This window comes from Streptomyces huiliensis (assembly GCF_020037025.1).
Taxonomy (GTDB): Bacteria; Actinomycetota; Actinomycetes; order Streptomycetales; family Streptomycetaceae; genus Streptomyces; species Streptomyces huiliensis.
Window position 1 is genome coordinate 74300 of the sequence record NZ_JAIQLH010000008.1, and the last position, 14146, is coordinate 88445.

Genomic DNA, 14146 nt, shown 5'->3' on the forward strand with positions numbered 1-14146 from the left:
TCGGGTCCGGAGGGGTACCTCCGGGCGCGTCCTCCGCTTTTCGGTGATCTACTTCTCTGACCCGCAGGGGGAAGGGAATGTGACAGGTGAACGAGCACGATTTCTCAGCCGGCCGGTTCGAGGAGCACCGGAGCCGGCTGCGCGCGGTGGCGTACCGCATGCTGGGCTCGGTGAGTGAGGCCGAGGACGCCGTTCAGGAGGCGTGGCTGCGCTACGACCGGACGGACGTGAGCGAGGTGGAGAACCTCGCCGGCTGGCTGACGACCGTCGTCGGGCGCGTCTGCCTGAACGTCCTGCGCGCCCGTGCGACCCGGCGCGAGGACCCGCTCGACGCCCTGACCGTGCCCGATCCGCTCATCCGCCGCGAGGACGTGCCCGACCCGGAGCAGGAGGCGCTGCTGGCCGACTCGGTCGGACTGGCGCTGATGGTCGTGCTGGAGTCGCTGGCACCGGCGGAACGGCTTGCCTTCGTCCTGCACGACATGTTCGCCGTGCCCTTCGACGAGATCGCGCCGCTGATCGAACGTTCCGCCGCGGCGACGCGCCAGCTCGCCAGCCGCGCCCGCCGTCGCGTCCAGGACCAGGCGCCGGCACCCGACCGCGACCTCGCACACCAGCGCAAGGCCGTCGACGCGTTCTTCGCCGCGTCGCGGGACGGCGATTTCGACGCCCTCGTCGCCGTCCTCCACCCCGACGTCATCCTGCGGTCCGACGGCGGCGTCCGCCGGACGAACGTCCTCAACGGCGCGCACATGGTGGCCTCGCAGGCGGTCACGTTCTCGAAGCTGTCCCCGTACGTCCGCCCGGCCCTGATCAACGGCACGGCCGGCGTCGTGGTCGCCATGGAGGGGCGGGCGCCGATCTCCGTCATGGCCTTCACCGTGGTCGACGGCCGGATCGTGGCCATCGACGTGCTGATGGATCCGGAGCGGCTGGCGGGGCTGGAGGTGGCCGGGATCGGAAAGTGACGTGAGGGCCGAGGGGTGGCATGCGCGCTACGCCGGGTTGGGCAGGTGCGTCCACAGGTCACCGCGGCCGGGCGGGGACAGGCGCATGGACGTCAGGGCCTTCGCCGGGAGCGGCCCGGTGCGGAGGGCGTCGGCCTCGGCGGTCCGCGGGAGGTCCCGGCCGGCGGACCGCAGGAGGGCGCCGAGGACCGGGCCGTCGCCGGCCAGCGGGGCCAGGGCGCCGGTGACGAGGCAGCCGACGACCTTGCGGTGGAGGACGGCCGGATCGTCGGTCAGCAGCCGGCCGGTCAGCGGGGGAGCCGGGATGCCGTGCCGGGCCAGCCGTGCCGGGCTGACGCGGATGTCGGCCAGGTCGCGGTAGACGAGGCGGAGCGGGCGGTCGTCGCGGTCGACGACCACGAGGAGGTTCTGGCCGTGCGCCTCCAGGGCCACGCCGAGGTCGAGCAGCTCCAGGCAGACGCCGAGGGCCAGCCGCGCGAAGGCGGTGGCCCGCGCCAGGCGTTCGGCGGGCGGGTGGGAGGACAGCAGGGCGGGCAGGACGGCGGCCGGGACGACGCGTTCGCCGGCCGCCGCGTCCCCGTACCGGTACGGCGACTCCCGCAGGACCGCCGCCAGGTCGGCCGTTCCCGCGCCGGCCGCCGCGAGCGTACGGGCGATGTGCAGCCGGCCGTCCAGGCGACCGGCGACGCGTGCGGCGAAGTCGGAGGTGGCGAGCGCGTGGGTGACGGAGTACGGCGAGATGTCCCGTACCGCCGACGTCAGTTGCGTGCTCACCGCCGTCTTGACGTGCGTGTTCCCGCCCATGTCGAGGGTGCGGAGGGAGAGCAGCGGGTGGGCCGCCGGGCCCGGGCGCAGGGGCGGGCCGGAGAGGACGTGCGCGGCCTGCCAGGGGTGGACCGGGATCAACGCGGCCAGGCCGTCGCGCAGTTCCGGCGGCCAGGTGCCCACCACCGTCGCGCCTTCGACGGCCGCCAGCCGCAGGTGGACCACCGGCCGGTGCTCCGGCGCGTACGCCAGTTGCTCGGCGGCGGAGAAGCCGGGCCGGGCGCGGCAGGTGGGGTGGTACGGGTGGCCGTCCGTCGGCCACTGCTCCCAGTCCCAGGGCGCCTGGCCCGAACCGGTCGGCGGGTGTGTCGTGTCGCGTCCGTGGCGTGCGGCGCGGGAGAGGGTCAGGGAGGCGACGCTGTGGTCGAGTTCGGCGGCGAAACGCGGACCGTTCGGCAGACCGAGCCGTGCCGAGAGGGCGGTCATGAGTTCCGCCGGATGGTCGTGAGGGACGCCGTCCAGCTCCAGCGCGGTGACGGTGACGGCCGTCGACCAGGGGTCGGACGGCGGGCCGTGCAGCCGGCGGCCGTCGGACAGCCGCAGGGTGACGCTGCCGTGGGCGCTCGTGCGGGAGGTGATCCAGGGCAGGGGTTCGTGGACGAGGCCGCGCCACAGGCGGGTCAGTACGGACGCCCTCGCGCCGGGCAGGAGCGCGCTGAAAGCGTCCGTCAAGTCGGGCGCGGCGGCGGCCAGTTCGCTGGCCAGGATTCGCTCGGCGGAGGTCCGGCACACGCGCATGTCCTACCGCAGGGGAACACCCTCCACACATACTGATGGCCGATGAATGCATTCACTCGGGCCGCTGACGCACTGGCCGTGACGCCGCTGCTCAACTGTCTGCTCAGAGAAGCCGCCGACCCTGCCGACCCCGCTGAGCTCTCCGGCGTCGCCGGAACGGCCGGCCCGGCCGTGGCCGCCGCGTCCGCCGGCCCGTCCTCGGGCGCGGTGCTGGGAGCCCCGGCGGTCCCGGCGATCCCGGTGATGCCGTCGGCCAGGACGTCCCCGTCGGCCTCCGCGGCTCCGTCGGCCTCCGCGGGTCCGGCGGCTGTCGACCCCTTACCCGGACCCGGTCGGCAGCCGTCCCCCGCCGCCCCGCCCTTCCCGCCCCCCTCCACCACCCACACCGTCCACCGGCTCCGCGTCACCGGCCGCCTGTTGCGCGTCCGCGCCGGGCACCGCCCCTCCGCGCCCGAGCTCTGGACGGGACGCGGTTGGCGATCCCTGCCCCACGCCGCTCTGGTGTCCCTCGCGGCGCAGGAGATGCGGGCCGCCACCGGTCTGCCGAACCGCGCCCTGCCCGCCGAGATGGCCGCCAGCAGAGCCGCCGTGGAGGCGGTGCTCGCGGCCCGGGTTCACGCGGTGCCGCCGGAGGACCCGTGGCTGCGGTCGGAGCAGGCGCTGGTCATGGGGCACCCTTTCCACCCGGCGCCGAAGGCGCGCAGCGGCGGCGGCCCGCCCGCCGCCTGGTTGCGGTACGCGCCGGAGGCGTACGCGTGTTTCCCGCTCGTTCTGCTCGGTGTGCGGGAGGACGCGGTCGTGGAGGACGGCGACACCCGCGCGCTGGACGGCCTCGGCGAGGCGCCGCCCGGCTACCGCGTCCTCCCCGCCCACCCCTGGCAGCTCGAACTGGCCGCGCACCGGCCGGAGATGCGCGCGGCGTTCGCCGACGGCCGGCTGGTCCGGCTCGGCCGCACGGCCCTGCGGGCCCGGCCCACGGCCTCGGTGCGGACGGTGTACGTGCCGGGGGAGCCGGGCCCCCCGGGCGACCCGCGCCGGGTGCCGGCCGGGGACCTGTTCCTGAAGTTCAGCCTGGACGTCCAGATCACGAACGACGTCCGCCGGATGCGCCGCCACGAACTCGTCCACGTCCGCCGCACCGACCCCCTGGTCACCGCCGCCTTCGCGGCGATGGGCGGCCCGGCGGCCTGGCTCAGTGAGCGCTGCTACCGCACGGTGGACGGCCTCTTCGAGACCTGCGCGGTCCTCGTCCGGGACGGGCTCTCCCGGCACCTGCTCCCCGGTACGACCGCCGTCCTGGCCGCGGCGCTCGCCGAGGGCTTCGACGGCAACCCCCTCGACCGGGTGACGGATCCGGTGCACTGGTGGACGGCGTACGTGCGGTGCGTCGTGCCGCCCGTGCTGGAGGCGTTCGCGCGGTACGGCGTCGTCGTGGAGTGCCACCTCCAGAACACTCTGATCGCCGTGGACGCACAGGGCACACCCGTCCAGTCCGTCTTCCGCGACGCGGAAGGGGCCAAGGTCCTGGCCGAGATGGCGCGCGCGGCGGCGTGGCGGCGCCTCGCCTACTGCCTGGTCGTCAACAACCTCAGCGAGGTCGCGGGCGCGCTCGCGGGCCGTTTCCCGTGGTGCGGTACGGCGTTGTGGGAGGCGGCCCGGGAGCAGTTCGAGCGCTGCGGCGGCCTGGCGGCGTTCCCGGCCCTGCCCGAACTCCGCGCCCTGCTCGCCTCGCCCACGCTCCCCGGCAAGGCCAACCTGCTCTCGCGCTGGATCGGCGCGGACGGCACCGACCCCCGGTACCTCCCCGTTCCCAACCCGCTCGTCCTGCACACCGGCACCGCGTCGAGCCAGGCGCGCGCCGCCTCGGGCGCCTGTCCGCCCGCGTCCTCTCCTTGACTCCAACCGGGCGTTGTTGCAAGGGAATCGCACCTGGTCGGCGGCGGTATGACCGTTGTAGCCGCAATCGAATTCCCGTGCCATGGTGGGCCTCATGGCACGCTCTCACGCTCGCGCGCACGGCCGTGACCACCAGCATCAAGACCACCGACACCACGGCCATCAGCATCAGCCCCATCAGCCGCACGATCACGCGCACGTCGCCCGCTCACCGCACGGCCGCACGCGCCACCGGCTCGCCCACCTCCTCACGCCCCACCACCACGACGCCGCGCGGAAGACCGACTCGGCGATGGAGGCGTCGCGCGAGGGCATGCGCACGCTGTGGTGGTCGCTGGCGGTCCTGGGCGTGACGTCGCTGGTGCAGGCGGTCGTCGCGGCGTCCTCCGGCTCGGTGGCGCTGCTCGGGGACGCGATCCACAACGGGGCGGACGCGCTGACGGCGGTCCCGCTCGGCATCGCCTTCGTGCTCGGGCGGCGGGCGGCGAACCGGCGGTACACCTACGGTTACGGCCGGGCGGAGGACCTGGCGGGCGTCGCCATCGTCCTCGTCGTCGCCGCGTCGTCAGCGCTCGCCGCCTTCCAGGCGGTCGACCGGCTGATGCATCCGCGGCCGCTCGACCACCCGTGGGCCGTGGCCGTCGCGGCGCTCGTGGGCTTCGTGGGCAACGAGGGCGTGGCCCGGTACCGGGTCCGCACCGGGCGGCGAATCGGTTCCGCGGCCCTGGTGGCCGACGGGCTGCACGCCAGGACCGACGGCTTCACCTCCCTCGCCGTCCTGTTCGGGGCCGGCGGCGCCGCCCTCGGGTGGCCCGCGGCGGACCCCGTGGTCGGGCTGCTCGTCACCGCCGCGATCCTGCTGGTCCTGCGGGACGCGGCCCGCGAGGTGTTCCGGCGGCTGATGGACTCCGTCGACCCGGAACTGGTGGACGGCGCGACGCGGGCCCTACGGGCGGTGGAGGGGGTCCGCGAGGTCGGGCAGGTGCGCATGCGGTGGGTGGGGCACGCGTTGCGGGCCGAGGTGGACATCGTCGTGGACGCGGAGCTGACCGTGGTGAGGGCCCACGAACGCGCCGTCGCGGCCGAACACGCGCTCCTCCACGCCGTGCCCCGGCTGGTCGCCGCGACCGTGCACATCGACCACACGCCCTGCGCCGGGGCGGGCGCCGGCGCCGGCGCCGACCCGCACGCCGCCCTCGCCCACCACCTCACGGCGTAGCCCCGCGCGCCCCGGTGCCGGCGGAATCCGGGTGCGGCAACCAGGCCGCCGCTGTGATGATGCGCTGTCATGGAGACGGACGACGGCGTCATGGAGACGGGCGACAGCACGGACGTGGTGATTCGGCGGGCGGCCGACGCCGACGCGGCGGCGGCCGCGGAGGTGTGGATCGCGTCGTACGGCGTGGCGCTGCCCTCCGTGCGCCGGGCCCACGGGGACGACGAGGTCAGGGCCTGGTTCCGGGAGCTGGTGGTGCCCCACCGGGAGACGTGGGTGGCGGTCGCGGGTGACGCGGTCGTCGGTGTGATGGTCCTCGACGGCGACGAACTCGACCAGCTCTACCTCGCCCCGCCCTGGCAGCGGCGTGGCCTCGGCGGCCGGTTCGTCGCGCTGGCCAAGGAACGCCGGCCGGAGGGCCTGTCGCTGTGGACTTTCGAGGTCAACACCCCGGCCCGGGCCTTCTACGAACGCCACGGATTCGTCGCCGCCGAGCGCACGGACGGCACGGGAAACGAGGAGCGGGAGCCGGACGTCCGCTACGTGTGGCGGCGCGCCGAGGGCGCCTGAGCGGGAAGCCGGGGCCCGGAGCCGTGCGCCGTGGCCAGGCGCCCCCGGAGTGCCGTTGGCGCTTGGCGGTGCCGGTACGCCTCGGGGTGCCCGTGGCGCGCTCGTGGCGCACCTCCGCACAACCCCTTCCGCAGGGGCGGAGGACGCGTGGGAGGGGAAGGTTGGTCACTAGAGCTTTACGTACCGTAATCGAGCGGCGCGACCGACGCTGGAGGAAGACGGCCATGGCCCTGTTCCCTGTCCCCGATCCGAAGCCGAACCAGAGCCCGAACTCGCACCAGAACCCGATCTCGAACCAGAGCCCGAACCTGAAGCCGAACGCGAGCCCGGAGCCGGACCCGCGCCTCGGACCGGGCCGGGCGGGCACCCCCCGCGGCGCTCTCGTCGCCCTGCGGGGCGGGGTCGCGTCCGGGCCCGTCCGAGGGGCTCGCGCCCGTCCGGGGCCGGTGCGCCGGGCGAGCCCCCGTCCACGGCCGGGCCTTGCAGCGGGGGCGGTGATCCCCTTCCGTCCGCCCGGTACGGGCGGGGCGGGCTCGGACGGTGTACCGGGGTGGCGGCGCCGGTGAAGGCGGCGTCCGCGTGCGATCGGTGGTGTGCGGTGTGACGATGGTGATCGGGGATGTGTTCGAAGCGAGTTCATGCTGAGTGGTTCTGGAAGAGGGTGTTCCCATGACCGGCATGAAGAGCTGGAACGTACAGATCAGCATCAAGGAGAACGCCAAGACCGTGAACGCGGAGGCGCGGCTGAGCGGATCCGCCGCCGGAACGATGGTGGGCGAGGGCGTGGCACGCTGCAATCCCGCCGATCAGAACGTGCCGGAAATAGGCGACGAACTCGCCGTGGCCCGTGCCATGTCGTCGTTGTCCCACCAGTTGCTGAACACGGCCGCCACGGATATCGAGCGCCATACCCACAAGCCGGTTCAGGGGCTCACGGTCTGATCGACCGCGACGGAAAGCGGGGGAAAAGCGGAAGCGGATCGTTGCGGAAGCGGATCGTTTTCCCCGGCGAACAGAATGCCGGCGTGCGGAGGCCACGGCGGCGTGCCAGCCTGACCTGGGGCGGACAGGAGCAGGCGGCAGAAAGGCCGGGCGCATGAGTGGCACCAAGTCCTGGACCGTGAACGTCAGCATCAGCGAGCACGACCACGTCGTGACCGCCGAGGCCCGCCTCTCCGGCAAGCCTCCGGGGCCGATGGTCGGCGAGGGCACGGCGCGCTGCCATCCCGCCGACGCCAACGTGCCCGACATCGGTGACGAGCTGGCCGCCTCCCGGGCCCTGCACGTGCTGGCGAACCAGCTGCTCGACATCGCCATCAAGGACATCGAGCAGCACACGCACGAACGCGTGCGGGGGATCGAGCCCTGAGGGGCCCAGCCGCCTTCGCCGTCTCGTGACCGGAAACCGCCCCGGAAGCGCCCCCACGGCCGCCGACGGGCCCTCCGCCATCACCCACGCGCGCCCCGCCTCCGCCACCGGCACCGCCGTCACCACCGGCAACGGCGCCCCGCTCCGGTTTCCGCCGTCTTCCCGCGGGGACTCCCGGCGGCACAGGTGACCGGAGCCTGAGGGCGTCCTCCCCGACGGGCCCGCGCCGCGACGCCCGAACCCCGCCCAGCCCGGAACCCCGCCCAGGGGCGCGCCACGGTAAGCCGTGCGCCCCCGGCACACCTCAGGACGCTTCCGCCGGATGTCACCTATTTGGGTGAATACGTCTGGTGTGTTCGATAGAGACCTGTTTCATTTACACGGGTAAGACCACAAATCGAGTGAATCATCCGGGTATAGGTGTGGCGTGCTTGCCCCTGCGGAATCGGTCTGTAGATATCGGCGCGCCACCAAGGCCGTGCCCTTGGGTATGGGGAGTGCTTCGCATGACCACTGAGGAATCCGAACGGACGTGTCCCTTCCGTCACGATGAAGCGCTGGAACCGGACCCGTTCATGGAGCGGATGCGGACCGAGGCCCCGGTCGCCAAGGTCCGCATGCCGTACGGCGAGGGCGAGTGCTGGCTGGTGACGCGGTACGAGGACGTTCGTACGGTCACCCAGGACCGTCGCTTCAGCCGGGCCGCGCTGATCGGGAAGGACTTTCCGCGCATCACACCGGCGCCGATCGCCCAGTCGGAGGCGATCAACCTGATGGACCCGCCGGCGCTGAGCAGGCTGCGCCGCCTGGTGACCACCGGGTTCAGCAACAAGCAGGTGGAGGAGCTGCGGCCGAAGACGCAGCAGCTCGTCGACAAGCTGCTGGACGCGATGGAGGACGAGGGCTCGCCCGCCGACGTGGCCCACCACCTGGCCGGGAAGCTCCCACTGATGACCATCTGCGAGCTGCTGGCGGTCCCGATGGAGGACCGGCCGCAGCTACGCGCCTGGGCCATGGCCATGATGTCCATGAAGCCCGCGGACAAGGAGGCGGCGGCCGAGGCCAAGGCCGGCCTCCGGCACTACTTCGCCGGCCTCACGGCCGAGCGGCGCCGCAACCCCGGCAGCGACCTGCTGAGCTCCCTCGCCACGGCACGGGTGGGCGACGAGATGCTGGACGAGAAGGAGCTCGCCGTCATGGGCATGCTCCTGCTCGTCACCGGACACGACACCAGCACCTACGAGATCTGCAACATCATCTACACGCTGCTGACCCACCCCGAGCACCTGGCACGGCTGCGCGAACAGCCCGAGATCATGCCGCGGGCCCTGGAGGAACTGCTGCGGTACATCCCGTTCCGCCAGGGCGTCGGCATCCCCCGGGTGGCGCTGGAGGACGTCTCGTTCGACGGCGTGACGATCCCGGCCGGGGACGTCGTCCACGTCTCGTACCTGTGCGCCAACCGCGACGGAGCGGTGTACGACCGCGCGGACGAGCTCGACTTCGACCGGGACGACCCGGTGCCGCACATGACCTTCGGACACGGCTCGCACCACTGCCTCGGAGCCCACCTGGCCCGGATGGAGCTCCAGATCGCCATCGGCACGCTCATCAACCGTTTCCCCGAACTGCGCCTGGCCGTACCGGCGGAGGAGGTGCAGTGGAACACCGTGTCGATCTGGCGCTATCCGCTCACCCTGCCGGTCGCCTGGTGAGGAGGCCGACCATGGCGACTCTGTGCAGACCGGCCATCGCCGTCCCCGAGCACATCATCACCAGGGAAGAGACCCTGGAACTGGCGCGCACCCTGCACGCGGACCACCCGCAGTTGGAGCTGGCGCTGCGCCTCATCGGCAACACCGGGGTCCAGACCCGGCACCTGGTGCAGCCGATCGAGGCCACCCTCAAGCATCCGGGCTTCACCGCCCGGAACAACCTCTACGAAGCGGAGGCCAAGGCGCGGGTGCCCGACGTGGTCAACCGCGCGCTGGAGCACGCCGAACTGACCGTCCGGGACATCGACATGATCGTGTATGTGTCCTGTACCGGCTTCATGATGCCCTCGATGACCGCGTGGCTCATCAACACCATGGGTTTCCGGAACGAGACCCGCCAACTCCCCATCGCGCAGCTCGGATGCGCGGCGGGCGGAGCGGCGATCAACCGGTCCCACGACTTCTGCAGCGCCTATCCCGGGGCCAATGTGCTCATCGTGGCGTGCGAGTTCTGCTCCCTGCTCTACCAGCCGACCGACCTGGGGGTCGGAAACCTGCTGTCCAACGGCCTGTTCGGCGACGCCATCGCCTGTGCCGTGGTCCGCGGGGACGGCGGTACGGGAGTGAAACTCGAACGCAACGGATCGCACCTGGTGCCGGACACCGAGGAGTGGATCTCCTACGGGGTGAAGGACACCGGGTTCCACTTCATCCTGGACAAACGGGTGCCGGGGACGATGGCGATGCTGGCCCCGGCGATGCGGGAGATGGCCGAGCCGCACGAGTGGGACGTCTCCGACCTGGACTTCTACATCGTCCACGCGGGCGGTCCCCGCATCCTCGACGACCTCGGCAAGTACCTGCGGCTGGAGCAGTCGATGTTCCGCTACAGCAGGCAGACGCTGGTCGAGCGGGGAAACATCGCCAGCGCGGTCGTCTTCGACGCGCTGGAGCGGCTGTTCCAGGACGGCGGCGCCGAGCACGCGTCGCGCGGCGTGATCGCCGGCTTCGGGCCGGGCATCACCGCCGAGATCGCCCTGGGCACCTGGTCGGGCGCGGTCACCGGCAACGGTCACCGCGCCCGGAAGACGTCCGCCGACCGGAACTCTTCCGTGACACTGCCGGCCTGAGCGGACGCGGGAGCGCGGGTCACCTTCCCTCTCGGTGACCCGCGCTCCTCGCTGTGCGCTACGGCCCGACGGCGGGCCTGACGGCCTGCTTACAGGTCGAACTCGGAGGGCGCGATGCCCACCGCGAAGCACGCCTCGCGCACGATGGCCTGCTCCTCCTTGTCGAAGTCGCCGTCGGCGCCGCCGATGACGATGCCGATCTGGATGACGGCCCGTGCCTCGGTGGGCTTCTTCTGCACCTTGCCGATGGTCTGGAGGAGGCTCACCTTGCCGAAGTCGAAGTCGGCGGCCAGCTTCTGGCAGTAGTCCGTGAACCTCGCGTGCAGGTCGTCCGCCGGGAAGTTGCGCAGCACCTCGTTGGTGGCGATCAATGAGGCGACGCGCTGCCGCTCCGAAGCGTCCACCGTCCCGTCGGCCGCCGCCACCAGCGCGCACATCGCCATGCTCGCGTCACGGAACGCGCCGCTCTTCAGGTCGTTCTTCTTCGCGACCAGCTGGCCCTGCATCGTCGTGGCCGATTCCTTGAGCCGGTCCCAGAGCGCCATGTGCGTGTATCTCCTTGTTGAAACGGGGGTAGCACTGGCAGAACTGCCCGGGATGCACAGAAGTTCCCCCGAAGCCCGGAAGTCGCGGCCCGGAAACGACAACGCCCTACCCGATCCCCCGTCACCCCGCGCGCCGGCCGGCGAACCTCACTCCGCCGCCAGCGGGTCCAGCACCATCGGCTTGACCTTCCCCTCCATCATCGCCCCCAGCCCCAGCACCGAGCAGTGGTCCGGGTTGGCCGCGATGTGCACGGTCATCCCGGTCGCGTCCTCGATCATCGTGTCGAGCCCCGGCATCAGCGCACTGCCGCCGGCCAGCATCACCCCGCGCGTCCCCAAGTCGGCCACCAGGTCGGGCGGGCAGTCCCGCAGCACGCGCCCTATGGCGTCCAGGACGACGGTGAGCGGCGTGCGCACCGCCTCGCGCACATGGGCGGTGCTCACCAGGACGGTGCGGGAGAGGCCCGTCGCCACGTCCCGGCCGCGGACCTCGGTCTCCGTCCCGCCGCCCATCCGGTCCGCGCGGAGGGCCATGTGCAGCGGGTACAGGCCCTGCGTGGGCAGCATCAACTCGTGCTCGCTGCGCAGGTGCTGGACGATCGCGTAGTCGATGGCGTCCCCGCCGACCTGCACCTTCTCGGCCGCCACGATGGAGCCGAGGGAGAGCACGGCCACCTGGGTGGAGGCCGCGCCGCACACGATGATCATCGTGGCCTCGGGCAGCTCGACCGGCAGCCCGCAGCCGACCGCCGCCGCGACGAGGGTGTCCACCAGCTCGACCCGGCGGGCGCCGAGCCCGGTCAGCGTCTCCACCGCCGCGCGCTGGGCGATCGGCTCGGCGTCGTGCGGCAGGCAGACCGCGGCCCGGAGCAGCGGCTTCCGCCGCCAGGCGCGACGGATCTTGTCGCTGATGAGGTGCCGCAGCATGCGCTGGGCCATGTCGATGTCGACGACCGTGCCCCCGGACACCGGGCGGACGACGCGGATGTGGGCCGGCGTCCGTCCGGCCATGCCCTCGGCGAGGGCCCCGACGGCGATGAGCGAGCCCGTGCGGGTGTTGACCGCGGCGATGCTCGGCTCGTCGACGATCAGGCCGGTGTTGCGGGCGTAGACGCGCGTACGGGACGCGCCGAGGTCGACGGCGATGGTGCAGCGGCTCAGCTGGGCGAGGCTGAGGGTCATCACGGGTCATCTCCCCGGCGGCGGTGCGGTGGCGCGGGACCGCCGAACGGCGGCCCCTGCGGCCATCGTGCGGTGCGGTACGGCGCGCCGCCCGCCGGAGTGCGCCACTCGGAGGAGCGGGCCCGCCGGCGGGCGGGCGCACCGGGGCACGCGGAGGCGGACACCCCCGTCGCCCACCTCCGCGGACCCGGTGCGAAGCAGTCTGCCAGGGGGGTCTGACAACGCCTCTGAGCTGCGGTTTCGCCATTCCGTCCGAGGTGCCGTCCCGACGCGCGTCCGCGCTCCGTCCGGCCTACGCTCGAACCATGAGCGCATCGAGGAAGGAACCGGACGGACGGAGCGGAGCGCCGGCCTGGCAGGTCGCCGCCGACGTCGAGGGCCGCCCCGCCGACCGCGCCTGCGGCCACCTGGAGCAGGTCCGCCCGGTGACCCCGAACACCCCGGAAGGCTGCGAGGAGTGCCTGCGCATCGGGAGCACCTGGGTGCACCTGCGCGCGTGCCTGGTCTGCGGCCACGTGGGCTGCTGCGACAGCTCGCCGCACCGGCACGCGAGCGCGCACGCGCACGGCACGCCCGGTCACGACCTGGCCCGCTCCATCGAGCCGGGCGAGGACTGGGCCTGGTGCTACGCGGACGAGCTGCTGCTCCTTCCGTCGTAACCGCTCCTTCCGTCGTACGAGACGGCCCTCAGCAGCGCGCGCCGGCACAGGCAGCGGACGACCGCCAGGTCGCGGAGCAGGGACCGGCCGGGCAGCGCCGCACCTTCACCGTTATTGAAAACCATTTCCACATAGTAACGGTGATCGTCCGCCGCGCCAGTGGTGCGTACCGGACAAATGGCCGGGAGGTGCCATTGCGGACGGAAGCCCCCGCCTTCGACAATCAGGTACGAAAGCGGATGGGCGGACGCGCCAGGGCCGGGGCGGGGACGGGAACGGGGGCGGCATGGACACCGCGGTGAGCGTGATCGGTTTAGGGGCGATGGGCACCGCGCTGGCCGGCGCGTTCCTGGCCGCGGGTCATCCGACGACGGTCTGGAACCGGACGCGCGCCAAGGCGCTGCCGCTCGTCGGGAAGGGGGCCGTGGAGGCCGCCTCGCCCGGAGCGGCGGCCGGCGCGAGCCCGCTGGTCGTCGTCTGCCTGTCGACGTACGGCGTCGTGCGCGAGGTGCTGGAGCCGTGTGCCGCCGCGCTCCCGGGCCGGACACTGGTCAACCTCGCCTCCGGCTCCCCGGTGCACGCGCGGGAGGCCGCCGGCCTGGCGCGGGAGCGGGGCCTCGACTACCTCGACGGCGCGGTCCTGACGACCCCGTCCGGCGTGGGCCGGCCGGACGCCCTGCTGCTCTACGGCGGCCCGCGGCCCGCCTTCGACGCGCACCGCGACGTCCTGGCGGCGCTCGGCGACCCCGTGTACCTGGGCGACGACCCGGCCCTGGCCGCCGTCCACGACGCCGCGCTGCTCGGCCTGCTGTGGTCCACGCTCACCGGCTGGCTGCACGGGGTCGCGCTCACCGGCGCCGACGGGCCGGGTGGCGGGGTGCCGGCGACGGCCTACACCGCGGTCGCGGGCCGCTGGATGGCGACCGTCGGGCGGCTGATGGAGGCGCACGCCCGGCAGATCGACGCGGGGGAGTACCCGGCGGAGGAGTTCCCGCTGGACCTGCACCTGAGGCTCATGGGGCTGCTGGCGCACGCCGGCGAGCTACGAGGGGTGGAATCCGGTCTTCCGGAGGTGTTCCTCGGGCTGGCCGGGCGCGCGGTGGCGGACGGGCACGGCGTCGACGGTTTCGCCCGCCTCATCGAGTACGTCCGGGGGCCCGCCGGCCCGTGACCGTCGTGCCGTCCGTCCCCAACTCTCCGGCCCGCCCCGCGAATACGCTCGGGAAGTGGCCGGAGTACGGTCGCGATACGGGAGAGGCGAGCCGTAGCGCGAAAGGGGAAGGCCGTAGGGCGAAGTGCCGGAATGGGCGGGCCGTGGGAGGAATCACGCGCG

The 14146-nt window shown here is 73.0% G+C and carries 14 protein-coding genes; 10 read left to right on the plus strand and 4 right to left on the minus strand.

Annotated features, from left to right (window positions below):
* The first annotated feature begins 86 nt into the window (after window positions 1-86).
* Window positions 87-968 carry an RNA polymerase sigma factor SigJ gene (gene sigJ, locus JNW98_RS02440; protein WP_223766360.1) on the plus strand — a complete coding sequence of 294 codons (882 nt, stop codon included), beginning with the start codon at window positions 87-89 and terminating at the stop codon, window positions 966-968.
* 27 nt (window positions 969-995) lie between these two features.
* Here the strand turns inward: sigJ and JNW98_RS02445 are convergent, their stop codons facing one another.
* Window positions 996-2531 (minus strand): IucA/IucC family protein, encoded by a 1536-nt coding sequence (locus JNW98_RS02445; protein WP_223766361.1) that lies wholly within the window; start codon window positions 2529-2531, stop codon window positions 996-998.
* Window positions 2532-2573: 42 nt separating this feature from the next.
* On the opposite strand from JNW98_RS02445, the gene JNW98_RS02450 reads away from it, so the two are divergent.
* The 7 genes from JNW98_RS02450 (at window position 2574) to JNW98_RS02480 (ending at window position 10427) form a co-directional block, all read left to right on the plus strand.
* On the plus strand, window positions 2574-4427 hold the full coding sequence (locus tag JNW98_RS02450; protein WP_223766362.1) for an IucA/IucC family protein: 1854 nt from the start codon (window positions 2574-2576) through the stop codon (window positions 4425-4427).
* Between the two features lie 94 nt (window positions 4428-4521).
* The gene (locus JNW98_RS02455; protein ID WP_223766363.1) at window positions 4522-5646 is read left to right on the plus strand and encodes a cation diffusion facilitator family transporter; all 1125 of its coding nucleotides are present in this window, start codon (window positions 4522-4524) and stop codon (window positions 5644-5646) included.
* Between the two features lie 69 nt (window positions 5647-5715).
* On the plus strand, window positions 5716-6213 hold the full coding sequence (locus JNW98_RS02460) for a GNAT family N-acetyltransferase (protein WP_223766364.1): 498 nt from the start codon (window positions 5716-5718) through the stop codon (window positions 6211-6213).
* Between the two features lie 669 nt (window positions 6214-6882).
* The gene (locus JNW98_RS02465; protein WP_223766365.1) at window positions 6883-7155 is read left to right on the plus strand and encodes a DUF1876 domain-containing protein; all 273 of its coding nucleotides are present in this window, start codon (window positions 6883-6885) and stop codon (window positions 7153-7155) included.
* 154 nt (window positions 7156-7309) lie between these two features.
* Window positions 7310-7582: a DUF1876 domain-containing protein gene (locus tag JNW98_RS02470; RefSeq protein WP_223766366.1), complete on the plus strand. Its 273-nt coding sequence runs from the start codon at window positions 7310-7312 to the stop codon at window positions 7580-7582.
* A 506-nt stretch (window positions 7583-8088) separates the two neighbouring features.
* Window positions 8089-9297: a cytochrome P450 gene (locus JNW98_RS02475; protein ID WP_223766367.1), complete on the plus strand. Its 1209-nt coding sequence runs from the start codon at window positions 8089-8091 to the stop codon at window positions 9295-9297.
* A gap of 11 nt (window positions 9298-9308) precedes the next feature.
* Window positions 9309-10427, plus strand: coding sequence for a type III polyketide synthase (locus JNW98_RS02480; RefSeq protein ID WP_223766368.1), 1119 nt, complete (start codon window positions 9309-9311; stop codon window positions 10425-10427).
* Window positions 10428-10516: 89 nt separating this feature from the next.
* Here the strand turns inward: JNW98_RS02480 and JNW98_RS02485 are convergent, their stop codons facing one another.
* Both JNW98_RS02485 and JNW98_RS02490 read right to left on the minus strand, forming a co-directional pair.
* A complete protein-coding gene (locus JNW98_RS02485; RefSeq protein WP_223766369.1) occupies window positions 10517-10972 on the minus strand; it encodes a tellurite resistance TerB family protein in 456 nt (151 codons plus the stop codon).
* 147 nt (window positions 10973-11119) lie between these two features.
* Window positions 11120-12154 carry a rod shape-determining protein gene (locus tag JNW98_RS02490; RefSeq protein WP_223766419.1) on the minus strand — a complete coding sequence of 345 codons (1035 nt, stop codon included), beginning with the start codon at window positions 12152-12154 and terminating at the stop codon, window positions 11120-11122.
* A 305-nt stretch (window positions 12155-12459) separates the two neighbouring features.
* Here JNW98_RS02490 and JNW98_RS02495 point away from each other — a divergent pair, with 305 nt between their 5' ends.
* The gene (locus tag JNW98_RS02495; protein ID WP_308015450.1) at window positions 12460-12813 is read left to right on the plus strand and encodes a UBP-type zinc finger domain-containing protein; all 354 of its coding nucleotides are present in this window, start codon (window positions 12460-12462) and stop codon (window positions 12811-12813) included.
* On the opposite strand, the gene JNW98_RS02500 is transcribed toward JNW98_RS02495, so the two are convergent.
* Entirely contained in the window at window positions 12780-12938 is a 159-nt protein-coding gene (locus tag JNW98_RS02500) for a hypothetical protein (RefSeq protein WP_223766370.1), read from the minus strand. The genes JNW98_RS02495 and JNW98_RS02500 overlap by 34 nt on opposite strands.
* Window positions 12939-13099: 161 nt before the next feature.
* On the opposite strand from JNW98_RS02500, the gene JNW98_RS02505 reads away from it, so the two are divergent.
* Window positions 13100-13984 carry an NAD(P)-dependent oxidoreductase gene (locus JNW98_RS02505; RefSeq protein ID WP_223766371.1) on the plus strand — a complete coding sequence of 295 codons (885 nt, stop codon included), beginning with the start codon at window positions 13100-13102 and terminating at the stop codon, window positions 13982-13984.
* Window positions 13985-14146: the final 162 nt, after the last annotated feature.

Bases quoted from the DNA above. Each gene is read 5' to 3' on its own strand.
- JNW98_RS02490 (WP_223766419.1), bottom strand. From the start codon at position 12,154: ATGACCCTCAGCCTCGCCCAGCTGAGCCGCTGCACCATCGCCGTCGAC.
- JNW98_RS02480 (WP_223766368.1), top strand. From the start codon at position 9,309: ATGGCGACTCTGTGCAGACCGGCCATCGCCGTCCCCGAGCACATCATC.
- JNW98_RS02505 (WP_223766371.1), top strand. From the start codon at position 13,100: ATGGACACCGCGGTGAGCGTGATCGGTTTAGGGGCGATGGGCACCGCG.
- JNW98_RS02475 (WP_223766367.1), top strand. From the start codon at position 8,089: ATGACCACTGAGGAATCCGAACGGACGTGTCCCTTCCGTCACGATGAA.
- JNW98_RS02470 (WP_223766366.1), top strand. From the start codon at position 7,310: ATGAGTGGCACCAAGTCCTGGACCGTGAACGTCAGCATCAGCGAGCAC.
- JNW98_RS02450 (WP_223766362.1), top strand. From the start codon at position 2,574: ATGAATGCATTCACTCGGGCCGCTGACGCACTGGCCGTGACGCCGCTG.
- JNW98_RS02445 (WP_223766361.1), bottom strand. From the start codon at position 2,531: ATGCGCGTGTGCCGGACCTCCGCCGAGCGAATCCTGGCCAGCGAACTG.
- JNW98_RS02460 (WP_223766364.1), top strand. From the start codon at position 5,716: ATGGAGACGGACGACGGCGTCATGGAGACGGGCGACAGCACGGACGTG.
- JNW98_RS02465 (WP_223766365.1), top strand. From the start codon at position 6,883: ATGACCGGCATGAAGAGCTGGAACGTACAGATCAGCATCAAGGAGAAC.
- JNW98_RS02485 (WP_223766369.1), bottom strand. From the start codon at position 10,972: ATGGCGCTCTGGGACCGGCTCAAGGAATCGGCCACGACGATGCAGGGC.
- JNW98_RS02500 (WP_223766370.1), bottom strand. From the start codon at position 12,938: ATGGTTTTCAATAACGGTGAAGGTGCGGCGCTGCCCGGCCGGTCCCTG.
- JNW98_RS02455 (WP_223766363.1), top strand. From the start codon at position 4,522: ATGGCACGCTCTCACGCTCGCGCGCACGGCCGTGACCACCAGCATCAA.
- JNW98_RS02495 (WP_308015450.1), top strand. From the start codon at position 12,460: ATGAGCGCATCGAGGAAGGAACCGGACGGACGGAGCGGAGCGCCGGCC.